This is a genomic window from Burkholderia sp. BKH01, assembly GCF_025685725.1.
Lineage (GTDB): Bacteria > Pseudomonadota > Gammaproteobacteria > Burkholderiales > Burkholderiaceae > Burkholderia > Burkholderia pyrrocinia_C.
This window is the reverse complement of record NZ_JAOTQT010000023.1, coordinates 22102-45064: the sequence shown is the minus strand read 5'-3', so window position 1 is coordinate 45064 and position 22963 is coordinate 22102. Positions and strand designations below refer to the sequence as shown.

Here is a 22963-nt window from a genome sequence, read left to right as displayed (position 1 = left end):
TTCCGTCCACGCCCCTGCCGCCGTGAATCGCTTCGTGCCGTTTCTTCGAGACGCGTGGCTCCGCTGCCGCGCCCGTGTCGCGCCGCTCGCCGCCGCCTGCCGTTCGCGCACCCGCGCGTTGTGCGCCGGCGCGCTGCATCGCCTGCGTCATCCGACGCGGCGCGGCGTGGCGCTGACGCTCGCCGCGATACCGGTGCTGGGCCTGCTGGTCCTGCTTGCGTTCGTTCCGTTCACGCCGAGCATCGGCGACATCCGCAAGGCACGCATCGACCGCCCCGCGCGCGTGCTGTCGGCCGACGGCGAGCTGATCGCCGAGTTCCGGCCCGTCAACCGCGAATGGGTGCCGCTCAAGCAAATCTCGCCGCACATGGTCGACGCGCTGATCGCGACCGAGGACCACCGCTTCTACGCGCATCACGGCATCGACTGGCGCCGCACGATCGCGGCCGGGCTGCACACGTTCTCGGGCGCGCGCCAGGGCGGCTCGACGATCACGCAGCAGCTCGCGCGCAACCTGTACCCGGACGAAGTCGGCCGTTCGCTGACGCTCACGCGCAAGGTGAAGGAGCTGATCACCGCCTTCAAGATCGAGACGGTGTACAGCAAGGACGAGATTCTCGAAACGTACCTGAATACCGTGCCGTTCCTGTACAACGCGTACGGCGTCGAAATGGCCGCGCGCACCTACTTCGGCAAATCGGCGGACCAGCTCGACATCGCCGAAAGCGCGACGCTCGTCGGGATGCTGAAGGGCAACAGCTACTACAACCCGGTGCTGAATCCGGAACGCGCGGTGCAGCGGCGCAACATCGTGCTCGACCGGATGGCGACGATGGGCATGCTGTCGCCGCGGCAGCTCGCGAAATTGCAGCGCCAGCCGCTGCGCGTCGACTTCGAGCCACAGACGGCGCAGCCCGGCCTCGCGCCGCATTTCGCGGTGCAGCTTCGCAAGTGGCTGATCGCGTGGGCCGACCGCAACAACTACGACCTCTACTCGGACGGCCTCGTCGTGCGCACGACGCTCGATGCGCGATTGCAGGACATGGCGACGCAGGCGCTGACGCAGCAGACCGAGCAGCTACAGGCGATCGCCGACAGCGCATGGCGCGGCCCGTCCGGCTGCGGGCTGCGCAACGACCTGTTCCGCGGCTTCATCCGCCAGACCTCCGACTATCGCAGTGCCCGCGACGCGGGGCTCGCGGATGCAGCGGCGCTGAAGCAACTCGGCGCGAATCGCGCGTTCATGCATGCGCTGTGCGAACGCAAGACGCAGGTGCAGGCCGGCTTCGTCGCGATCGATCCGCGCAACGGTGCGATCAGGGCATGGGTCGGCAGCCCCGATTTCGGCAGCGAGCCGTTCGATCACGTCGCGCAAGCGCGGCGGCAGCCGGGCTCGACGTTCAAGCCGTTCGTCTATGGCGCCGCGTTCGCGGATGGCATGCGGCCGGGCGATACGTTCATCGACCGCCCGGTCGCGATCCCGATCGGCGGCCGCGCGGTCTGGCGCCCGACCGACGAGGAGCCGCCGACGGGCGAACCGATGACGCTGCGCGACGCGCTCGCGCTGTCGCGCAATCGCATCACCGCGCAGGTGATGCAGCAGGAAGGCGCCGCGAAGGTCGCGCAGCTTGCGCGCGCGATGGGCGTGCGCGACAGTCCGCTCGACGCGGTGCCGTCGCTCGCGCTCGGCACGAGCCCCGTCACACTGAAGGAGATGGTGTCCGCGTACGGCACGATCGCGAACCGCGGCGTGTACGTCGCGCCGCAGGCGATCACGCGCATCGAGGATCGCGACGGCAAGGTGCTCGCTGCATTCGGCAGCGCACCGCCCGAACGCGCGTTGCCGGCACCTGCCGCGCAAACGCTCGTCGACGTGATGCGCGATGTCGTCGATCGCGGCACCGGCGCCGACATCCGCTCGCGCTACGGGATTCGCGTCGACGTGGCCGGCAAGACGGGTACGACGCAGGACAACACGGACGGCTGGTTCATCCTGATGCATCCGCAACTGGTAGCCGGCGCATGGGTCGGCTTCGACGACGGCAGCGTGACGCTTCGCAGCGACTACTGGGGTGCGGGCGCGCACAGCGCGCTGCCGATCGTCGGCAGTTTCTACGATGCGGCGCTGCGCGCGCGTGCGATCGATCCGCATGCGCAGTTCTCGCCCGACTTCCGGCCGCGCAGCGCGCCGGCGCCGGCACCGAGGCGGCGCCCGCATCCCGGCCTGTTCGACTGGCTGAAGTTTTTCCACTGAGCGTGCCGTCGGCGGGCAACGCAGACCGGCGCGACGGCCGCCCGTTTTACCGAGGCGTCGTCGCCGCCGATCAGCGAGGCTCGACGACGACGCGCCCCTTCACGTCGATGAGTGCAACCGTCCCGTCGCGCTCCGCCAGGAACGCGTCACGCTCCGGCGACCAGTCGAGCGACGTCCATTCGGGCCGCGCGCGCCACTGCCCGTCGCGGCCGATCAGGCCCCAGTGCTCGCCCTCGCACACGGCCACGGCTTCGCCCCGCACGAACTCCTGCGCGTCATCGAAGCGCGGCGCGACGACCCACGCACCGTTCATGTCGACGAAGCCCCAGCGCCCGTCCACGCTCGCGGACGCCAGCCCGTCGGAGAATTCACCGAAATCGTCGAGCGACGGTTCGAGCACCCAGGTGCCGTCCGCGCGTACGAGCCCGAACCGCTCGCCGACGCGCACGCATGCGATGTCGTCGGTGAAATCCCACACCGCATCGAACGCCGGTTCGCGCACGACCCGCGCACCAGCATCGTCGGCGAGCAGCAAGCCGACCTGACCGTCGCGCGCAACCCATAACAACCGGTCATCGCGTGCGCCGCTGGCCCACAGGTTCGTCCACTCGGGCGGCACGATCACGTCCCACGCGTCGTCGTTTTCACGTCGAACGCCCCACAGGCCGTTGCGCCCGCGAAAGCTGAACGTGTCGAAGCCGAGCCAGTTGCCGTGCAGCTCGCCGGCATCGAACATCTCGGCGAACATCACGCCGCGCGGCGGGTCCTGGTGCTGGAAGTAGTGATGCGACACGCCGCCGAACCCGAAGCCCCACGCCCAGTCGCGCCAATCGGCCGGCGTGTCGATCTCGAGCGTGTCGCGCACGCCGCGCACGTCGCGAAAGTCCATGCAATTCACGACACGCCACCACAGGCGCGTGCAGGTGTCGCGCTCCTCGTTGATGAAATCGTCCGGATCGCTGTCGTCGAGCCACGACAATTCGTCGAGGTTCGCGGAAAACCGTGGCGCGCCGTGCACATCACCGAACGCGTCGATCGACTCACCGAGATGGCGCACGAGCGCATCGAACTGGCGCGCGAGCGCCGGATCGTCGCCGGGTAGCGGATGCGCGACGACGAACGACGCGAGCCGGCTGATGCGCGCATGCGCCTCGCGCGCGTCGCTGGCGAGATTCGGCGTGCCTGCGTCGCCGAACACGCGCTGATCGGCAATCGCGTCGCCCGCGCCGCCGTCGGCGAGCAGCACGCGCCACAGTAGCGGAAAGTGATTGTTGGATTCCGCGAACTCGATCGTTCGCGCGTCGTCTCCGTCACCGGCCTGGAGATAGAGCCATGCTCGATTGCCCATCGGAACGATCGCCCTCGCTGTTGTCGTGTTGTGTCGCGCCGATTCGATCGCCGTCAGCGTGCGGCCGACGCCTGCAGCAGCCGCAGGATCTCCGGATCGCCGCCGGCGTTCGCCAGCACTTTCGCGGACGGCTTCACGCCGGCGTCGAGCAGGCGTCGCACGCCATCGACATGATGTTCGGTCACCTCGCCGTCAAGCAGCGCGTCGTCGCGCAGCACATCCGGATTCGCGTTCTTCGCGAGCAGCGCGAAGACCGACGCCGACACGGGCGGATTCAATGCGTCCGGCAACGCGACGTCGGCAATACGGTACGGGTTGTTATCGTGGACTTGCCAGCGCAGCACGCCACTCGCCTGCAACTTGCCGAGCGCGGCGAGCGCATCCGGCTCCGGCAGCTTCACGACCTCGGCCACGAGGTCGCTCGCCTGCTCCTCGCGGCCGTCGCGCAGCGTGTCGGGCGGCGGCAGGTTCGGCACCAGCACGTCCAGCAAGAGCGCCTGCCGGCGCGCGCGATCGGGCGACGCCGCCGCGCCCGGGTCCGGACGGTTTTGCCGCAGCAACTGGCCGGCCACGCGCCAGCGATCGTCGCGACCGTGCGCGTCGCGCGGCACCTGGTGCGCGCGCAGCAACACGCCGAGCCAGCGCCACATCGCATCGACTTCCTTCTCGTCGTTCGACGTCAGGCCGTCGCCCACGATCTCGTCGAGCGCCTGGCCGCACACGAACGCGCGCTGGCGCAGCGGATCGAGATCGGCGAAGTACTTGTGCACCGGTTGCGGCAGCGCGTCGAAGTCGGCCTGACTCATGTCGGGCGGATGGTGGCCGGGGCACGGGCCGGCATCGGCGATCTCCCGGCCAGGCACCGCCTTCACCGGCGCGGGCGGCGAATCGCCGCTGCGCGCGACCGGATACAGTTCGATGCCGTCGACCTGGAAGCCCTGCATCGCCAGCATCACGACGCCGGTCGTCGAATGCTTCGTCGTGAAGTTGCTGCCGGTGATCGACGTGACCTGATACGGTGCGCCGATCGGCAACTTGATCAGCTCGCCGCCCGGCACCTCGAGCACGCAGGCGCCCGCCGGCGGCTTGTCCGGGCCGTCGGTGTCGAGCTCGGCCTCGCGCGTCGGTTCCGTTTCGACGCTCCACTGGCCGGCGTCGCGCACCCGCAGCACGGTCTCTCCACCCACCTTCTCAACCCGCAGCGTCGCGGGCTTGCCGGCCGCCGGCGCGTAATCGCCGAGCAGCGCATCGCATGCAGTGCCGGCCCGCGCGGACAGCGATGCGAACAACAGCAGACAGAACAAAGGTTTGCGCACGGCTGAGCCTCTCGATTCGAATTGTTTTCTGGATGTCCGGCGCGGCAGCGCACGGCGGCGGCGACACGACCGATCGCCACCGGACGCCAATATAGCGAACGCGAACGACGTACGCCAGCCGGCACGGCTCATGCGACGTGTGGGGAAACGTAAAGGTGTCGAGAGCGCGGCGCGCCGGCCCGAACGTGCAGCGTGTCGAATTAGTCCACCCGGACGAAGCGGGCCCTCCGCGTGCCGCGCACCATCGCCGTCATCGTCCATCGACGACCGAGGCCCCATGACCCAAAGCGCAGTCGACATCGCGAACCTGCTGTACCGCTACGCGGAGCGGCTCGATGCCGGCGACCTGCAGGGCGTCGCCGAGCTATTCCGGCACGCGCGCATCAAGACGAAGGAAGGCGCGCCGACGATCGGCGCGGATGAACTGCTCGCGCTGTTCGGCGCAAGCGTGAAGCGCTACCCGTGCGGCACGCCGCGCACGAAGCATGTCGTCACCAATCCGATCATCGAGATCGACGAGGCCGCGCATCGCGCGACGGCGCGCTCGTACTACACGGTGCTGCAGGCCGTCGACGGCCTCGCGCCGCAACCGGTCGCCGCGGGCCGCCATCACGACGCGTTCGAACGCGTCGACGGCGTGTGGCGCTTTACGTGCCGCGACTATACGCTGTTCGATTTCGCGGGCGACCTGCGCTACCACTTGAACCTGAACGAACCACCGGCCGGCTGACGCACCCATCGGCGGAAAACACAGCCGCGTTCAGCCCGCCGCGAGCGTGGCGGCCAGCGCATCGAACTCCGGCGCCCACGCCGCACGCCACGCGGCCTTCGTCGCATCGTCCACCCACGCACCGTCGATCCCGTTCAGCATGAACTGCTTCAGCTCGGCCACGGTGAAGCCGAAATGGCTGAACATCAGTTCCCACGCCTCGCTCGGGTTGACCTTGTGCAGCGTCGGATCGTCGGTGTTCGGATGGATCTTCAGCCCGAGGCCCGGCATCTTGCGCATCGGATGCAGCTCCGCCCATTGCTCCGGCGGCAGCGTGCGCAGGTAGAACGAATTCGTCGGCACGACGGTGAAGACGATTCCGCGTTCCGCATAACGCGCGCACAGATCGGGGTTGTCGACGATCGTATAACCGTGATCGAGGCGATCGACCTGCAGCAGATCGACGGCCGTCTCGACGTTGCGCCACGGCATCCCGAACTCGCCCGCATGCGCGGTCGTGCGGAAGCCGGCCGCGCGCGCGTTGCGGTACGCCTTCCAGAACAGTTCCGGCGGCCGGTCGTTCTCGCGATAGTCGATCCCGATCCCGGCAACTTCGTCCGCGCGATTCGCCTTCATCCATTCGACGATCGCGGCCGCCTCGTCGGGATCCTGCTCGCGGTCGATGCTCGGGATCAGGCGCGCGCCGATCCCGAAGTCGCGCGCGGCATCGCGGATCGCCGTCACGATCGCGGCCTGCGCGTCCGCATACGCGATGCCCGATACGCGCACCGTACCAGTCGGATTCCAGAAGAATTCCGCGTGCCGAACGTTGTGTGCAGCCGCGTCCTCCAGATATTCGTATGCAATCCTTCGCAGATCGTCGGGCTGCGTAAGCAGATACTTGTCGAGCGCGCGCAGCACGTGCAGCACGCCGACCGGCTTCTCGCCGCGTGCATAGAACGCGTCGATCTCCGCGCGCTCGATCGGCGCGCCGCTGCGTTCCGCGAGCGCGACGAACGTATCGTGCCGCACCGCGCCGAGCAGGTGGCAATGCAGCTCGACCTTCGGCAGCGCGTGGAAGAAGGCCCGATGGGCCGGTGTGATCTCGATGCCCGTGCGCGCGGCCGGGACGTTGCCTGGTGTTCCCTTCATGTCAGTCTCTTTTGGGGTAATGCCGATACGTCGCGAAAGCCGTCTCTCAGTGCGGCTTCACCACGGTCCAGAAGTAATAGCCGAGCGGAATCGCGAGCGCGACGAGCCCCCACGACACGTCTCGCCAGCGGCCGGCCAGCAGCTTGACGAGCACGTAGCACAGCAGCCCGCCTGCGATGCCGGTGCCGAAGCTGTTCGACATCAGCGTGAGCAGCACCATCGACATCACAGGCAGCGCATCGGTGAAGTCGTCGAAATGCGTATGGCGGATGGTCGCGAACATCGACAGCCCGATCAGGATCAGCGCGGGCGCGGTCGCCTCCTTCGGGATCGCGAGCGCGACCGGCACGAACAGCAGCATCGCTGCAAACAGCGCGGCCGCAGCCAGCGACGACAGCCCGCTACGCCCGCCGGCCTCGACGCCCGCCGCCGATTCGATCAGCGCGGTCAGCGCGGGGATGCCGAACACGGGCCCGATCGTCGCGGCGAGCGAATCGACGAGGAACGGCCGGTTGATGTCCGGCAGGTTGCCGTGTTCGTCGAGCAGGTTCGCCTTCGCGCCGACCGCAAGTGCAGTGCCGAGCGTCGAGAAGAATTCCGCCGCGAAGAACGCGAACAGGTACGGCGCGGCCGCCAGGCTCAACGCGCTGCCGATGTCGAGCTTGAACGCGATCGGCGCGATGCTGTGCGGCAGCGACACGAACGACGCGGGCAGGTGCGTGACGCCGAGCGGCACGCCGGCCGCGGCTGCGGCGAGGATCGCGATCAGGATCGCGCCGGGCACCTTGCGCGCCTGCAGCACGACCGCAACCGCCAGGCCGATCAGCGCGACGAGCGCGCCCGGCCGCGAGAAGTCGCCGAGCGCGAACGCGTTGGTCTTCGCGTTCGCCACGACCATTCCCGCATTGCGCAGCCCGAGCATCGTGACGAACAACCCGATCGACGCGCCGAGCCCGAGCTTGATCTGCACCGGAATCAGCCGCACCACGACGCCGCGTGCACCAAGGATCGTCAGCAGGAAAAACAGCACGCCCGACACGCACGCGATGCCGAGGCCCGTCTGCCAGCCGACGTGTTCCGTCGTCGCGAGCGTCACGCCGATGATCACCGAGCCACCGATACCGGGGCCGACCAGGAAAGGCAGGTTCGCATAGAGCCCCATCAGCGTGGTGAACAGCACGAACACGATGATCGTCGCGGTCGTCGCCGCGCCGCGCTCCATGCCGCCTGTAGCGAGCAGCGACGGAATCACGACGAGCAGGTACGCGGCCGCGAGAAACGACGTGACGCCCGCGATCGTCTCGGTGCGCACGTTCGTGCCGCGCGCGGCGAGTGCAAAGCGGCGTTCGAGCCAGTTGGCCGGCGTTCGCGCCGGCATCGTGTCAGTCGCTGACATGGTGGTTCTCCTGTGATTCCGAATATTGTCCTGTGCCGATTCACGCAGCGCGGTCTTATACTGCCGCGTACCGCACCCCGACCGTTATTGCCCGATGTCGTCCGACCGCTCGTCGCTGCTGCCCGCGCTCACGCTGCGGCAGGTCCAGCACTTCGTCGTGCTCGCCCATGCACGCAGCTTCACGCAAGCCGCGCAGGCGCTGTCGCTCACGCAGCCCGCGCTCACCGCGTCGATCCGCCAGATCGAGTTCCTGCTCGGCGGGCGCCTGTTCGCGCGTTCCGCGCACCGGCTCACGCTGACGTCCGCTGGCGTTGCCGTGCTGCCGCTCGCCGAACGCCTGCTCAACCAGGCGCGCGGCACCTTCGACGACATGACGCGGCTCATCGGCGAACGCATCCAGACCGTGCGGATCGCGTTCATCCCGTCGGTCGCGGGCCGCCTGCTGCCCGCGCTCAACACATTGCGCGGCACGCATCCGACGCTGCGCTTCACGCTCACCGACCTGCCGAACAGCGCGCTCGTCGAAGCCGTGCGCGACGGCGTCGCCGATCTCGGCATCGGCGTGCGCGAACCCGACAGCGACGACGGCACGCTGCACTACCGGCAACTGTTCGAGGACGAGATCGTGATCGTCGTGCGGCACGACGATCCGCTCGCCCGCGCGAAGAGCGTCACGTGGGCGAAGCTCGTCGATCGCGAGCTGGCCGTGTTCGTGCGCGGCAGCGTCAGCGAATCGCTGCATCGCACCGGCGGCGCCGAGAAGCTGCGCCTGAACGTCACGTACCGGATGGAATACACCGAGCCGCTCTACGCGCTCGCGCGCAACGGCCTCGCGACCGCGGTGCTGCCGAGCCTCTACACGATGCATCTGCACGATCCCGAACTCGTCGCGCTGCGCGTCGACAAACCACGCGTCACGCGCGCAATCTCGCTGATCTCGCTCGCCGCCGACGATCGCGGCCCGCACGTGCGCGCGTGCCGCGAGTGGATCGCCAAGCACATCTGAATCCGTTCGCCGCGCGACGGCCCGCGTTCAGGGCAGCTTCGCGATGCGCTCGACGAGCGTCGCGTAGAAGCGGTCCGCGTCGACTTCGTTGATCCACGTCGCGTTCGCCGCGCGACCGCTGCGCCCGTTCCAGTCGACGATCGTCTCGCCGAGCGTCCACTGCCCGGTCGTCTCGACGACGACGTTCACCTTGCGTCCGTTGAACATCGTCGGATCGACGAGATAGCCAACCGCGGTCGGGTCGTACATCGGCCCGTCGTCGACGCCGCGCCGCTTCTTGTTGTACGCGAGCTCGGCGGTCATGATGTCCGCGACGATCGCACCGCAGCGGTTGCCGAGCGCGCGGAACGGCGCAACGCGCGCCGGCGTGATCGGCGCCTTCACCGCGACGTCGCGCGGCAGCACGACGATCGGCACGCCGCTGCCGAACACCGCGTCGGCCGCCTGCGGATCGACATAGATGTTGAACTCGGCGGCCGGCGTGATGTTGCCGCGCTCGAAGAACGCGCCGCCCATCAGCACGATTTCGCGCAGCGCGCCGCGAATCTGCGGCGCTTCGACCAGCGCGGTCGCGATGTTCGTCAGCGGGCCGAGCGCGCACAGCGTCACGCTGTTCGGCGCCGCGCGGCTCAGCGTATCGACGAGGTACGACACCGCATGGCCGGTCGCGAGCGGCGCGCGCGGCTCGTGCAGTTCGACGCCTTCGAGCCCCGTCTTGCCGTGCACGTTCGCGGCCGTCACGAGCTCGCGCACGAGCGGGCGCGGGCAGCCTGCATAGACGGGCAGCGTCTTCGTGCGGCCGGCCCAGTCGCGGATGATCCGCGCATTGCGTTCGGTCAGGTCGAGCGGCACGTTGCCCGCGACGGCGGTCAGCGCGCGCACGTCGAGCCGGTCCTGCGCGCCGAGGGCGAACAGGATCGCGATGGCGTCGTCCTGGCCCGGATCGGTATCGATGATCACCGTGCGGCGCGCGGCGTCGCCGCCGGCGGCGAGCGCGCCCGTTTCCGGCAGCAATGCGGTGCCGGCCAGCGCGGCGGACAGTTTCAGGAAGGTGCGGCGGGATGCGATCGGATGGGTCATGGTCGGGCTCAGAAAACGTGCCGGACGCCGAGCGTCGCCATCATCTGGCGCGTACCAGTCGAGCGCGCGTACGCGAAGATCTGCGCATGGTCCGCGTCGCCGGCCGCCTGCTGCGCGATCACCGTCAGCGCGACGTCGGTGCGTTTCGACAGGAAGTAATCGGCCTGCAGGTTCACCTGGTGCCATTTCGGACGCCTGTCGATCACGTCGTACTTGCCGTTCGTGAACGCATACGCGGCGCCGAGAAAAAGCTGCGACGTCATCGTGTAGACGACGTTCACGCCGAGGTTCTGCAGGTGCAGGTGCGAATTGTCGAGGTAATCGTAGCGCACGTCGGTAAACATCGCTGCGAACTGCGCGCGGCCGATCGTGTAGAAGCCGCCCGTGCCCGCGATCCGCTGCCGGCTCGCGTACGCCGCCGGCGACATCGCGCTCTTGCTGAAGATCAGCAGCGGCGATGCATAGTCGTTCGCTATCGCGCCGTCCTGGTTCGTGCTGCTGTACGGATGGTTGTACTGCGCGTAGACCGCGCTCCAGCGCAGCGGGCCGCGCTCGTAGCCGAGCCCGAAGCTGTATGCGCTGTTGTTCGCGAAGCCCGTCGCGTTGCTGAAGCCGTACAGCGCGGTGAATTTCAGGCCATAGTAGACGGGGCTCACGTACTTCACCGAGTTCTGCACGCGGATGTCGTTGTAGCCGTTGTCGTTGTCGCCGATGTTCACGCCGTTGCTCGCGATGATCACGGGCCCGATGTAGTCGTGGATCGCGTCGTACTGGCGGCCGAACGTCAGCGAGCCGTACGTGCGGTCGGCAAGACCGACGTAGGCCATGCGTCCGAACTCGCGGCCATTCTGCGCGGCCGTGCCCGTCATCACGTTGAAGCCGTTCTCGAGCTGGAAGATCGCGGACAGCCCCTGCCCGAGATCCTCCTTGCCCTTCAGCCCCCAGCGCGGGTTCTGGTTCGTGCCGGACAGTGCCTGCCAGGCGTTCTTGCCACCCTGGTTCGTCGCGAACCCGACGCCGGCCGAAATGAGACCGTACAGCGTGATGCTGCTTTGCGCACCGGCATGGGTCGCGAAGGCGCCGAGCATCGCGAGCGGAGCGAGCTTGTAGAGAGTTTTCATGCGGGTCGTGTGATCGGTGGTGGTCCAGGCGCGGCAGGGTTCCGCGAAACTGGCCTCGACTATACGAACCCGGATCGGATAATAAAAGTTTGCTTTTCTTATGTATCAATAAAACGGATTTATTCTCATCCCCACGTGCCGCACGCCCGCCGGAGCGGCGGTCAATCTGCCGTGTCGCCGCCCTTCGGCAGCTTCGACCACGCGTTGCGCCCCGGCAACGGCGACCACGCCGGGCGCGTCTTGCGTGCGCTGTCGATCACGACCAGGTAGCGGCCAGCGATCGGCGTGATGTCGCGGTCGCGACGCAGCACCCACAGCGACTTGCCGGCCTCGACGCGCGCCTGGTAGTCGTCGTCGAGCAGGCCGTGCCGGTCGAAGAACAGGTTCAGCGACGCGGGAATCCGCACGCATCCCTTCGAGTGCCGGATGCCGAGAAGCGCTTCGAGGCGGTCGGGGTCGGTCGCATGCATCTGGAAGCGCATCGGCGACACACCGCCCTTGCCCCAGCCGCGCTCGCCGTCCACCCATCCGAAGTCGTAGATGCGCATGTCGCGGCGGCCGTAGCCGCGAATGCCGTTCTCGTTCGTCGTGCCTTCCGCCCGGAAATCCATGTTGTCGGGCGAGTGATGGAACACGCCGAGCGGCGTCAGGAAATGATCGTACTTGCCCGGCAACCCGGTGCCGACCGGCGATGCGCCGATCATCAGCCATGCATTGGCCGGTGTCGCACGGAAATAGATGAAAAGCGCCTGCACGTTCGGCGCGCGATCGACCATCGCAACGTATTCGCCGGCCAGGTCGCCGAGGTCCGCATCGGCGAGCGCGTTCTGGAGCCGTGCGCCGTATGCGCGCTGTTCGCTTAGGGGTACGCTCAGGCGCCGCGTGACTTCCTGCGTGAAGCGCTTGCGAATGTCGATCGCGCGTACCGTCGCGTTTTTCGCGTCATCGGCCGACAGCGGCGGATGCCGGCGCGGCGGGGTCGGCACGGGCGGCTCGGCCTCGCTCGCCGGTACGGCGGACGCGGCCGACGCAGGTTCGGCAGTGGATGCGGCGGAAGCCGCCGATGCAGGCGCTGCGGAGGATGGCAACGCGCCCGATGCTGCGCTGGCAGGCTCCGCATGATGCCCATGCGATGCCGCGGACGCGGGCTGCGCCGCCGATGCGCCCGACGACGCATGCGCGGATGAAGCCGGATGCACACGGGAAGCCGCCGACACCGGCGACGCAACTGATGAGGATGACGTAGCAGTGGACGACGAGGCGTCGGATGCCGCAAAGGCAGGCCGCCAGGCAAGAACGGAAATCGGCAGCGCGGCAGCGAGCCACACATACGCGGCGACTGCGCGGGCACGGCAACGCGGCTTCGCAAATCGCCGCGTCAGGCTGGAAAGCATCATACGTTCGAAGCCATCGGCCGATCCGGCCGCCGCATGTTGCTGTTGCGAGCGGCGCATCTTCCGCGCGAGCCATCGACACGTCCGGCGCATCGTGTGCGCCCGGCGCCGACGCCTCTTCGCGGTGGAGCCGTTCGCTGATGCAACGCGTGCGGTCCGATGGCGGTTAATGAGTCGTCAGGCCCTTCATTCTACGCGCCAGCGCAGGAATCGGCAGCGAAGAAACGCGCGGTTTCGCGGCGGATTGCGCTTCGTCACGCTTTGTTTCAACTCGTTGCCGCTTGTGGCTTCGTTGCGTGTCAACCTTACAAGTTGGACGTTTCAAAGCATGCGCCCGGCAGGCTTGTGCGGCGTTCCGCATGCAACGATGCTCCCGCCAAACAAATTCGCATGCCAAATCATTTTGGTGATGCCGTTTCTCCCTGAGAAGACCGCATCGCACGCGTGCCGCACGAACCCTGCGACACGCGTGCGCAACCACTGACTACTTCGAGATGGTTTCGAGCGCGATGCCCTTCGTGCGCGGCCCCATGAGCCCGATCGCGGCCATCACGATCGCCATCGCGCCCGCGATGAACGCGAACACGCCGAAGGTGCCGAAGCCCTTCAGCACGGCCGCGATCGCGAACGACGAGAAGATCGCCGAGAAGCGGCTCCACGAATAGACGAAACCGACGGCCCGCGCACGGATCGACGTCGGGAACAACTCGGCCTGATACGCGTGGAAGCTGTACGACATGATGTTGCTCGCGAGCGTGAGGCCGATGCCGAGCACGATCAGGAATGCGCCCACCGTCGTCTGGCTGAACAGCAGCCCGCAGACGACGATCGCCGCCGCCATCGCGACGATCACCGACTTGCGCTCGAAGCGGTCGGCGATCACGAGGCCGATCAGCGGGCCGATCGGCGCCGCGAGTGCGATCACGCTCGAATACATCAGGCTCGACGTGATCGTGATGCCCTGCTTGATCAGCAGCGTCGGCACCCAGTTCGCGAAGCCGTAGAAGCCGACCGTCTGGAACACGTTGAAGATCGTCATCATGATCGTGCGGCTGCGATACGGCGGCACCCACATGTCGCGGAAGCTGCCGCGCGGCGGCACGGGTTCGGCCGGCGCAGGCTGCGGCAGCGGCCGCCCGTATTCGGCTTCGACCTTCGCTTCGAGCGCGCGCATGATGCGGTCGGCTTCGTCGACCCGGCCCTGCTGCGCGAGCCAGCGCGGGCTTTCCGGCAGCTCGCGGCGAATCCACCACACGAAGAGCGCGCCGTGCGCGCCGATCAGCACGACCCAGCGCCAGCCGTCGAGGCCGAGCGGCGCATGCGGCACGAGCAGGTAAGCCAGAAACGCGACCACCGGCACCGCGACGAACCCGACCGCCTGCTCGCACGCGAATGCGCGGCCGCGGATCTGCTTCGGCACGAGTTCGGAGATGTACGTGCCGATCGTCACCATCTCGACACCGAGCCCGAGGCCGACGACGAAGCGCCAGAAGTTCAGCCCGGCCGCGGTGTCCTGGAACGCCATCACGACGTTGGCGGCCGTGTACCACAGCAGCGACCACGTGAAGATCGCGCGGCGACCGAAGCGGTCGGCGAGGAAACCGCACGCGATCGTGCCAATGAAAAGCCCGGAGAACAGCGCGGCGATGAAGCTCGCGACGCCCGTGGTGCCGAACAGGCCGTGCGTCGTCGCCGAAAGGATCCCGCTTTTCACGAGGCCGGGCGCGACGTAGCCGCTGTAGAGCAGGTCGTAGAGTTCGAAGAAGAAGCCGAGGCTCAGCAGTATGACGAGCTTCCAGACGCTGCGGGTCGGTGGCAGGCGGTCGAGGCGGGCCGAGATCGAGCCGGGGTCGATGGATGGGGATTGGGAAGATGCCTGCGAAAGGCTGTCCGTTGAGGCCATCTTGGGCGCGTCTCCTGATCGTGTCGTGTTGTGTGTTGTTGTCCGGCGACCGTCGAGCCGCCGTCGGGCGAATCGCTGCATTGTACCGGCACGTCCGTCCGGCGCACGTGCACGCCAGAAGCCCGGCCGTGTTGCACGCCCCGAACCGATTCGGACACCCCGATTTCGCGCCGGATATTGTGTAAATTGCGTAACCGTCTGTCGGGTACGGTAAACGCGTCGGAACGGCGATCCGGCGCCGCCCGCGCAGCGCCTCGGCGGTGCCGGCCCGACGGTACGGGCCCGGCACGCCGTTTCGCGCGGGCGCGCGCCGCGGAAATCGCCGCAAATGGGGTACGCAATCGGTACAACCACGCGTTCCCCGCCCCGGTAACATGCTTACCGGGCCAACTACCGGCTTCCGGGCGCCTTTCGGCGACCGACATTGTCGGCAAATCGCAAGCATTCCATGTTCATACAACGACTATCCACGTACGCCCGCCGGGTCGCGCTGATCGCGCTGCTGCAGTTCGCGGCGATCGCGACCGCGTCGGCGTTTCCGGCGGCCGCTTCCGCCCCGGGCGCGAGCGGCACCGACGCGTCCGTGCCGGCCATCTCGCTGAACGACGCCGTCGCGCAGCTCAAGCAGATGCAGGTCGAACAGGACCGCATCAAGCAGCAGACCTCGACCGCATCCAACAGCAAGGAGCTGGACGCGCTCGGCGATGCGACGCAGGAACTCAGCACCGATGTCGCGAAGCTGCAGAGCGAGCTCGTTCCGCAGCGCGCGCAGGTCCAGGCGCAACTCGACGTGCTCGGCCCGGCGCCGGCCGAAGGCGCCGCGCCGGAAACGCCCGCCGTCGTGAAGCAGCGCGCGACGCTGGACGCGCGCAAGACACAGCTCGATGCGGCGCTGAAACAGGCCGCCGACCAGAAGACCAACCTCGCGAACCTGACCGAACAGTTCGCGAAGCTGCATCGCAGCCAGTTGAAGAACCAGCTCGCGTTCCGTTCGGGCGGCATCTTCAGCGCGCAATTCTGGCTGCCGCTGTTCCAGCGTTCGCCGGACGACATCCAGCGGCTCGAGGATTTCAACGACGAACTGCGCGACATGCTGCGCTCGTCGTGGGTGCCCGGACAACGGGCGATCACCACGCTGCTGCTGATCGCCTCGTTCGCGATGTGGCTCGGCGGCCGCCGGCTCATCGAGCGCGGGCTCGCGTGGATCTGCCTGAACCGCCTGCCGCCCACCCGCTTGCGCCGCAGCGCGCTGGCGCTGGCGCTGTCGACCGCGTTGTCGACCTTCCTGGCAACCGCCTTCGCCGTTCAGATCCTCTACCTCGCGGTCGCACGCCATTACGAGCTCACACCGTCGCTGACCGATCTGTGGGACCAGTTCGCGAAGCTTGCCGCGACCTGCGCACTAATCGCCGGGCTCGGCCGCGCGCTACTCTGCACGAAGCATCCGTCGTGGCGCCTGCCGGCGCTCGCCGATCCCGTCGCGCTCGCGATGAAGCCGTTCCCCGGCATCCTGGCCGCGCTGCTGCTGATGTCCGGCACGCTCGAATCGATCAACCGGATCGTCGACACCAGCCTGTCGGTCACGCTGTTCGGCCGCGGCATCGTATCGCTCGTCGTCGCGCTGACGGTCGGCGCGTCGCTGCTGCGCTCGAACCGCGCGCGCAGCGAGCTCGCGGCGGCCGGCGAGGCGCCCGAACAGCGCTCCACGCTCGCCGGGCTGATCCACGCCGGCGTCACGCTGGCGATCGTCGTGTCGCTGATTGCACTCCTGATCGGCTACATCACGGTCGCGCGCTTCATCACCTACGAACTCGTGTGGTTCGAGATCGTGCTGTGCGCCACCTATATCCTGATCCAGTTGACGCGCGACGCGAGCGAAAGCCTGTTCTCCGCGAGCCTGTCGACGGGCCAGCAGATCAAGAACCTGTTCGCGCTCGAAGACCGGCACCTCGACCAGGCCCGCACCGTCCTGTCCGGTTTCGGCACGAGCCTGCTGATGCTGATCGCGGCCATCGCGCTGCTGACGGGCGGCTTCGGCACGACACCGGGCGACCTGCTCGACAGCGCGGTCGCGATGATCGGCAGCCAGCGGCTGCAGAGCCTGAACATCATGCCCGACCGGATCCTGAATGCCGTAATCGGCTTCGCGATCGGCTTCTACCTGCTGCGCTCGCTGCGCCGCTGGCTCGACGGCGAATTCATGCCCGCGCTCGGCATGGATACGGGGATGCGCGTGTCGCTGATCACGCTGTTCACCAACGTCGGCTACGTGCTGCTCGTGCTGATGACGCTCGGCCTGCTCGGCGTCAGGTGGAACAACCTCGCGTGGATCGTCAGTGCGCTGTCGGTGGGTATCGGCTTCGGCCTGCAGGAGATCGTGAAGAATTTCGTGTCGGGGCTGATCCTGCTGACCGAGCGGCCGGTGAAGGTGGGCGACATGATCAGCATCGCGGGCGTCGAAGGCGACATCCGCCGCATCAATGTGCGCGCAACCGAGATCCAGCTCAGCGACCGCTCGACCGTGATCGTGCCGAACTCGCAACTGATCTCGCAGAACCTGCGCAACGTGACGATGGGCAACAGCACGCAGGGCGTCGCGACGCTGGTGCTGACGTTCCCGCTGAACACCGATCCCGAGCAGGTGCGCGACCTGCTGCTCGATGCGTACCGCACGCATGACGCGATTCTCGAGAAACCGGCGCCGTCGGTGACGTTCAGCCAGCTCACGCCGGACGGGATCACGCTGAGCGTGACGGGCTACGTGGCGAGCCCGCGGATCGCGAGTTCGACGAAGAGCGATCTGCTGTTCGAGATCCTGAAGCGGTTGCGTGCGGCGGGGATCACGCTGTCGAGCCCGCAGATGCTGGTGGTGCAGAACATGCCGGCGGTGGAGAAGTAACGGGCGTTGCGCGCCAGCGCGTATTCGACTGGAACAGGCCGCACGCGCTCGATGCGATGGTTCGCGGCATCGTCCCCGGACACCACTCATTCGTCGCCGGCCCGCGTCAGGAATCCCGATTGACGCCAACGCGCACGATACTCCACCGCCCCAAACACGACGGGCCGGCACCGCATCGCGGCAACCGGCCCGTTTCATTCACACGCGGCGCCGAAACCGGCGCCCCGCATTACACGTCGAACTTCACGCCCTGCGCCAACGGCAGCTGCCGGCTGTAATTGATCGTATTCGTCGCGCGACGCATATACGCCTTCCACGCATCCGAACCCGACTCGCGGCCGCCGCCCGTTTCCTTCTCGCCGCCGAACGCGCCGCCGATCTCCGCGCCGCTCGTGCCGATGTTCACGTTGACGATCCCGCAATCGCTGCCCGCCGACGACATGAACTGCTCGGCCTCGCGCATGTCGTTCGTGAAGATCGCCGACGACAGGCCTTGCGGCACCGCGTTGTGCAAGTCGATCGCGTCTTCGAAGTTGTCGTAGACCATCACGTACAGGATCGGTGCGAACGTCTCGCGCTCGACCACCGCCGATTGCTTCGGCATCCGCACGATTGCCGGACGCACGTAGTACGCATCCGCGTGACCGACGTCGACGCGCTCGCCGCCCTTCACTTCGCCGCCCTGCTCGCGTGCATCGGCCAGCGCCTTCTGCATCGCGTCGAACGACGCGCGATCGACCAGCGGGCCGACCAGCGTGCCTTCTTCGAGCGGGCTGCCGACCTTCACCGACGTGTAGGCCTTCTCGATGCGCGGCAGCAGTTGATCGACGATGCTGCGATGGACGATCAGGCGGCGCAGCGTCGTGCAGCGCTGGCCGGCCGTGCCGACCGCCGCGAACGTGACCGCGCGCACGACGAGGTCGAGATCGGCGCTCGGCGCGACGATCATCCCGTTGTTGCCGCCGAGTTCGAGGATGCCGCGCGCGAGACGCTGGCTCAGCACCTTCGCGACTTCCGTGCCCATCCGCACGCTGCCCGTCGCGCTGACGACCGGCACCTTCTTCGACGCCGTCAGCACCTCGCCGACATCGCGCATGCCGAGCACCAGCTGGCTCAGCCCTTCCGGCGCGACGCCCGGATGCGTCTTGTCGAACTCGCGCAGCGCCTTCTCGAGCAGCACGTGGCAGGCGATCGCGGTAAGCGGCGTCTTCTCCGACGGCTTCCACACGACCGGGTCGCCGCACACGAACGCGAGCGCCGCATTCCACGCCCACACCGCGACCGGGAAATTGAACGCCGAAATCACGCCGCACACGCCGATCGGGTGCCACGTTTCCATCATCCGGTGGCCCGGGCGCTCCGACGCGATCGTGAGGCCGTAAAGCTGGCGCGACAGGCCGACCGCGAAATCGCAGATGTCGATCATTTCCTGCACTTCGCCGAGGCCTTCCGACGTGATCTTGCCGGCCTCGAGCGTGACGAGGTGGCCAAGCGCGGCCTTGTGCTCGCGCAGCACGTTGCCGAACACGCGCACGAGTTCGCCGCGCACCGGCGCCGGCACCGTGCGCCACTTGAGGAATGCGTCATGCGCGGCGTCGATCTTGCGCTCGGCGTCGGCGGGCGTGTCGACGGCCAGCGTCGCGAGCGTCGCGCCGTCGAGCGGCGAACGCGCGGTCAGCGCATTGCCTTTCCACTGGGCGAGATCGATATCGAGCGCGGCAAGAATGTCGTTGAATTGCATCACTTCCTCTTCAGGGACAGATTGATCGGTGCGGCGGCAGCGCCGCCCGCGTGATTCGATTGGAGCGCGTTCGCGCGCCCTGTGCAAGCGGATGCGCAGCTCGGCGGGCCCGGTGCGCCGCACGGCGCATCGCGCTGCGCCGCCGCCGAGAAGCCCGGCCGGACGGCGCGCCCCAGCCTCGCGAGGCACGATCCATGAAACACATTGTCGGCGGCCACAAGTCGGGCCGCTATTGATATTAACTCACGACTTCATTCCCAAAACGCAACACCTCGGCGGCCCGGACCGACGCTTTTTAGTGCCGATACGGGACGTTTCCAAAGCCCCTGGCCGGGCCGTCGGACGCGTCTCGACGCGACGCAAGTTGATGACAAAGCCGCATCACCCTGTGCGGAAATATCGTTTGCCGCCCGTGCATCGGGCACACACAATCGGTGCGACGTCGAGGTGCAACGCACCCGGCACGCCGCCGGCCGCCGCTACGGCAGCCGGACGACAAGACGAACGCGACACGCATCGCGGCCCGGTTCATCCGGCCCGTTCCCGCGAAGCACCACCGCTGCCCGGCCGGCAACGCGTCGCGCTTCGTCACCGAAAAAGCAATCCCGGAGACAGCGCCCAGCGCCCGCCATGCATTCAGATGCCCGCCCCGATTCGCCCCGTCCGTCCGGCTCGCCGCCCGCGAAGCCGTCCCTCCACCGCGCGCTGCAGGCCCGCCATCTGCGGATGATCGCGATCGGCGGCTCGATCGGCACGGGCCTGTTCGTCGCGTCCGGCGCGTCGATCTCGCAGGCCGGCCCCGGCGGCGCGATGCTCGCGTACATGGTGATCGGCCTGATGGTCTATTTCCTGATGACGAGCCTCGGCGAAATGGCCGCGTTCATGCCCGTGTCGGGCTCGTTCGCGACCTACGGCGCAAAGTTCGTCGACGAAGGCTTCGGCTTCGCGCTCGGCTGGAACTACTGGTACAGCTGGGCCGTAACGCTGGCGGTGGAGCTCGTCGCCGCGCAGCTCGTGATGCACTACTGGTTTCCGCAAGTGCCGGGCGTCTGGTGGAGCGCGCTGTTCCTCACGCTGATCTTCGCGCTCAACGCGCTGTCGGTGCGTGGTTTCGGCGAGGCCGAATACTGGTTCGCGCTGATCAAGGTGCTGACGGTGCTCGCATTCGTCGGCGTCGGCCTGCTGATGATCTTCGGGATCATGCAGGGCGGCCCGAGCGCGGGCTGGGGCAACTTCACGATCGGCGACGCGCCGTTCGCCGGCGGCTGGGCGACGATGCTCGGCGTCGCGATGATCGCGGGCTTCTCGTTCCAGGGCACCGAAATGATCGGCGTCGCGGCCGGCGAATCTGAAAACCCGCGCACGACGATCCCGCGCGCGGTGAGCCAGATCTTCTGGCGCATCCTGCTGTTCTATGTGTTCGCGATCTTCGTGATCGGCGTGCTGATTCCCTATACCGATCCGAGCCTGCTGAAGAGCGACGTGACCGACATCGGCGTGAGCCCGTTTACGCTCGTGTTCCGCCACGCGGGCCTCGCGTTCGCGGCCGGCGTGATGAACGCGGTGATCCTGACCGCCGTGCTGTCGGCCGGCAACTCGGGCATGTACGCATCGACGCGGATGCTCTACAACCTCGCGGTCGAAGGCCGCGCGCCGCGAATGTTCGCGAAGCTGTCGCCGGGCGGCGTGCCGCGCAATGCGCTGTATGCGACGACGGCCGTCGGCGCGCTGTGCTTCCTCACGTCGCTGTACGGCGACAAGACCGTCTACCTGTGGCTGCTGAACACGTCGGGCATGGCCGGCTTCATCACGTGGCTCGGCATCGCGGTCAGCCACTACCGGTTCCGCAAGGGTTTCCTGAAGCAGGGCTACGGGCTCGACCAGTTGCCGTACCGGTCGAAGTGGTTCCCGTTCGGCCCGCTGTTCGCATTCGCGCTGTGCGCGGTCGTCGCGCTCGGGCAGGATTACCAGGCGCTCCTCGCGGACAAGGTCGACTGGGCCGGCATCGCCGCGACCTACATCGGCCTGCCGTTCTTCCTCGCGATCTGGCTCGGCTATGCGCTCGTGCGCAAATGCCGCCTGGTGCGCTACGAGGACATGGAGATCGCGCCGTGGATCGAACGCAACGCGACGCCCGAAGCTGCACCGCAGGCCGAAACCGGCTTCGCGGGCTACGTCGCCCGCCCGGCCAACCCGACACCGGGCGGCTGACGGCCCGCATCGCGCCGGCCGCCGCCCGACCACGGCAGCCGGCGCCTTGACAACCCCCATTCGACGCGGCGCGCGCGTTCAGGCAAGATCGACGCGCGCCGTCCGTTTTTCCGCCGTTACGAGTCAACGAAATCGCATGCAGAACTTCTACGAAGCCACCGTTACCCGCCAGCCCTACCCGCAACTGACCGGCCCGATCGACACGCAGGTCTGCATCGTCGGCGGCGGCCTCGCCGGCCTGTGCACGGCGCTCGGCCTCGTCGAGCGCGGCGTGCGCGACGTCGTCGTGCTCGACAGCGAACGGGTCGGCTTCGGCGCATCGGGCCGCAACGGCGGTTTCGTATTCGGCGGCTACAGCCTCGACAACGCCGACCTGCTGCGCACGCTCGGCCGCGAGGAAGGCCGCCGGCTGTACCGGCTCACCGTCGATGCGGTCGACCTGATCCGCGCGCGGATCGCGCGCTACGGGATCGACTGCGACATCGTCGACGAGGGCGTGATGCTCGCGAACTGGTTCGACGATCCTTCCCGGCTCGACAGCGTGCGTAGGCTGATGAAGGCCGAACTCGGCGTCGACTGGGAGCCCGTGTCGACGGACGCACTGCGCGCGCGGCTGAAGACGCAGCGCTACTACGGCGGCCTGTTCGAGCCGAACGCATTCCACTTCCATCCGCTCAAGTACGTGCTCGGCGTCGCGGCGGCCGCATCGCGCGGCGGCGCGCGCGTGTACGAGCGCTCGGCCGCGCTCGGCATCGCGCGCGAAGGCGCCGGGTACGTCGTGCGCACGGCGCAGGGCGCGGTGCGCGCGAAGGACGTCGTGTTCGCCGGCGGCGGCTACGCGCGCGGCGTGTCGCCGCGCATCGAACGCTCAGTGCTGCCGATCGCCACTTACGTAATCGCGACCGAACCGCTCGGCGCGCGCCTGCCGGACGCGATCGACGCGCCGTACGCGATCTACGACACGCGTTTCGCGTTCGACTACTACCGCCCGCTGAAGGACACGCGCATCCTGTGGGGCGGCCGGATCTCGGTGCTCGACCGCGGCCCCGACGCGATCGCACGCCTGCTGCGGCGCGACCTGCTGCGCGTGTATCCGCAACTCGAAGGCGTGAAGGTCGACTACGCGTGGGGCGGGCTGATGAGCTACGCGCGGCACAAGATGCCGCAGATCGGCCGCGACGCGGACGGCGTGTGGCACGCGATCGCGTTCGGCGGCCACGGGATGGCGCCGACCACGGTCGCCGGCGAAGCGCTCGCGGCCGCGCTGGCCGAAGGCCGGCCCGTGCCGGACGGATTCGGAGCGTTCGGGCTCACGCGTACGTTCGGGCTGGCCGGGCTGGCCGCCGCACAGCTCACGTACACCGCATACCAGGCCCGCGACGCGCTCGCGTCCTGCCGCCGCTGAGCGGCCGCTGCGACCGAAACGGCCTTGC

General features: G+C 68.0%; 15 protein-coding genes. 6 read left to right on the top strand and 9 right to left on the bottom strand.

Going from position 1 to position 22963, the window contains the following annotated elements:
* Positions 1-22 precede the first annotated feature (22 nt).
* Positions 23-2254, top strand: coding sequence for a penicillin-binding protein 1A (locus OEJ37_RS26680; RefSeq protein WP_174417944.1), 2232 nt, complete (start codon positions 23-25; stop codon positions 2252-2254).
* Between the two features lie 70 nt (positions 2255-2324).
* Here OEJ37_RS26680 and OEJ37_RS26675 read toward each other — a convergent pair whose 3' ends face one another.
* Positions 2325-3602, bottom strand: coding sequence for a WG repeat-containing protein (locus OEJ37_RS26675; RefSeq protein ID WP_263347154.1), 1278 nt, complete (start codon positions 3600-3602; stop codon positions 2325-2327).
* A 53-nt stretch (positions 3603-3655) separates the two neighbouring features.
* Complete coding sequence (locus OEJ37_RS26670; protein WP_244130715.1) at positions 3656-4918, bottom strand: hypothetical protein; 1263 nt, start codon at positions 4916-4918, stop codon at positions 3656-3658.
* 277 nt (positions 4919-5195) lie between these two features.
* Between OEJ37_RS26670 and OEJ37_RS26665 the strand changes: the two genes are divergently transcribed.
* Complete coding sequence (locus OEJ37_RS26665) at positions 5196-5648, top strand: nuclear transport factor 2 family protein (RefSeq protein WP_174417945.1); 453 nt, start codon at positions 5196-5198, stop codon at positions 5646-5648.
* A gap of 30 nt (positions 5649-5678) precedes the next feature.
* Here the strand turns inward: OEJ37_RS26665 and add are convergent, their stop codons facing one another.
* Together add and OEJ37_RS26655 are read right to left on the bottom strand one after the other, a co-directional pair.
* Complete coding sequence (gene add / locus OEJ37_RS26660; protein WP_263347151.1) at positions 5679-6779, bottom strand: adenosine deaminase; 1101 nt, start codon at positions 6777-6779, stop codon at positions 5679-5681.
* A gap of 46 nt (positions 6780-6825) precedes the next feature.
* Positions 6826-8175: an NCS2 family permease gene (locus OEJ37_RS26655; protein ID WP_263347149.1), complete on the bottom strand. Its 1350-nt coding sequence runs from the start codon at positions 8173-8175 to the stop codon at positions 6826-6828.
* A gap of 94 nt (positions 8176-8269) precedes the next feature.
* On the opposite strand from OEJ37_RS26655, the gene OEJ37_RS26650 reads away from it, so the two are divergent.
* Complete coding sequence (locus OEJ37_RS26650; protein WP_263347146.1) at positions 8270-9181, top strand: LysR family transcriptional regulator; 912 nt, start codon at positions 8270-8272, stop codon at positions 9179-9181.
* A gap of 27 nt (positions 9182-9208) precedes the next feature.
* Here the strand turns inward: OEJ37_RS26650 and OEJ37_RS26645 are convergent, their stop codons facing one another.
* From OEJ37_RS26645 to OEJ37_RS26630, 4 genes are all read right to left on the bottom strand, one after another.
* Positions 9209-10261, bottom strand: a complete 1053-nt coding sequence (locus OEJ37_RS26645; RefSeq protein ID WP_263347143.1) for a nucleoside hydrolase — start codon at positions 10259-10261, stop codon at positions 9209-9211.
* A gap of 8 nt (positions 10262-10269) precedes the next feature.
* Positions 10270-11382: a porin gene (locus tag OEJ37_RS26640; RefSeq protein ID WP_263347140.1), complete on the bottom strand. Its 1113-nt coding sequence runs from the start codon at positions 11380-11382 to the stop codon at positions 10270-10272.
* Positions 11383-11543: 161 nt separating this feature from the next.
* Positions 11544-12869 carry a hypothetical protein gene (locus OEJ37_RS26635; protein ID WP_263347138.1) on the bottom strand — a complete coding sequence of 442 codons (1326 nt, stop codon included), beginning with the start codon at positions 12867-12869 and terminating at the stop codon, positions 11544-11546.
* Between the two features lie 391 nt (positions 12870-13260).
* Positions 13261-14679, bottom strand: a complete 1419-nt coding sequence (locus OEJ37_RS26630; RefSeq protein WP_263347136.1) for an MFS transporter — start codon at positions 14677-14679, stop codon at positions 13261-13263.
* A gap of 448 nt (positions 14680-15127) precedes the next feature.
* Here OEJ37_RS26630 and OEJ37_RS26625 point away from each other — a divergent pair, with 448 nt between their 5' ends.
* Positions 15128-17578 (top strand): DUF3772 domain-containing protein, encoded by a 2451-nt coding sequence (locus OEJ37_RS26625; protein ID WP_263347133.1) that lies wholly within the window; start codon positions 15128-15130, stop codon positions 17576-17578.
* Positions 17579-17807: 229 nt separating this feature from the next.
* Here OEJ37_RS26625 and OEJ37_RS26620 read toward each other — a convergent pair whose 3' ends face one another.
* Positions 17808-19319, bottom strand: coding sequence for an aldehyde dehydrogenase family protein (locus tag OEJ37_RS26620; protein ID WP_175943824.1), 1512 nt, complete (start codon positions 19317-19319; stop codon positions 17808-17810).
* A gap of 630 nt (positions 19320-19949) precedes the next feature.
* On the opposite strand from OEJ37_RS26620, the gene OEJ37_RS26615 reads away from it, so the two are divergent.
* Together OEJ37_RS26615 and OEJ37_RS26610 are read left to right on the top strand one after the other, a co-directional pair.
* Entirely contained in the window at positions 19950-21530 is a 1581-nt protein-coding gene (locus OEJ37_RS26615) for an amino acid permease (RefSeq protein WP_175918617.1), read from the top strand.
* Positions 21531-21666: 136 nt separating this feature from the next.
* On the top strand, positions 21667-22935 hold the full coding sequence (locus tag OEJ37_RS26610; RefSeq protein WP_174417956.1) for an NAD(P)/FAD-dependent oxidoreductase: 1269 nt from the start codon (positions 21667-21669) through the stop codon (positions 22933-22935).
* The last annotated feature ends 28 nt before the right edge of the window (positions 22936-22963 follow it).

Coding starts and splice junctions, on each gene's coding strand:
- OEJ37_RS26675 (WP_263347154.1), bottom strand. CDS start 3,602: ATGGGCAATCGAGCATGGCTCTATCTCCAGGCCGGTGACGGAGACGAC.
- OEJ37_RS26665 (WP_174417945.1), top strand. CDS start 5,196: ATGACCCAAAGCGCAGTCGACATCGCGAACCTGCTGTACCGCTACGCG.
- add (WP_263347151.1), bottom strand. CDS start 6,779: ATGAAGGGAACACCAGGCAACGTCCCGGCCGCGCGCACGGGCATCGAG.
- OEJ37_RS26655 (WP_263347149.1), bottom strand. CDS start 8,175: ATGTCAGCGACTGACACGATGCCGGCGCGAACGCCGGCCAACTGGCTC.
- OEJ37_RS26650 (WP_263347146.1), top strand. CDS start 8,270: ATGTCGTCCGACCGCTCGTCGCTGCTGCCCGCGCTCACGCTGCGGCAG.
- OEJ37_RS26645 (WP_263347143.1), bottom strand. CDS start 10,261: ATGACCCATCCGATCGCATCCCGCCGCACCTTCCTGAAACTGTCCGCC.
- OEJ37_RS26640 (WP_263347140.1), bottom strand. CDS start 11,382: ATGAAAACTCTCTACAAGCTCGCTCCGCTCGCGATGCTCGGCGCCTTC.
- OEJ37_RS26635 (WP_263347138.1), bottom strand. CDS start 12,869: ATGCGCCGGACGTGTCGATGGCTCGCGCGGAAGATGCGCCGCTCGCAA.
- OEJ37_RS26630 (WP_263347136.1), bottom strand. CDS start 14,679: ATGGCCTCAACGGACAGCCTTTCGCAGGCATCTTCCCAATCCCCATCC.
- OEJ37_RS26625 (WP_263347133.1), top strand. CDS start 15,128: ATGTTCATACAACGACTATCCACGTACGCCCGCCGGGTCGCGCTGATC.
- OEJ37_RS26620 (WP_175943824.1), bottom strand. CDS start 19,319: ATGCAATTCAACGACATTCTTGCCGCGCTCGATATCGATCTCGCCCAG.
- OEJ37_RS26615 (WP_175918617.1), top strand. CDS start 19,950: ATGCATTCAGATGCCCGCCCCGATTCGCCCCGTCCGTCCGGCTCGCCG.
- OEJ37_RS26610 (WP_174417956.1), top strand. CDS start 21,667: ATGCAGAACTTCTACGAAGCCACCGTTACCCGCCAGCCCTACCCGCAA.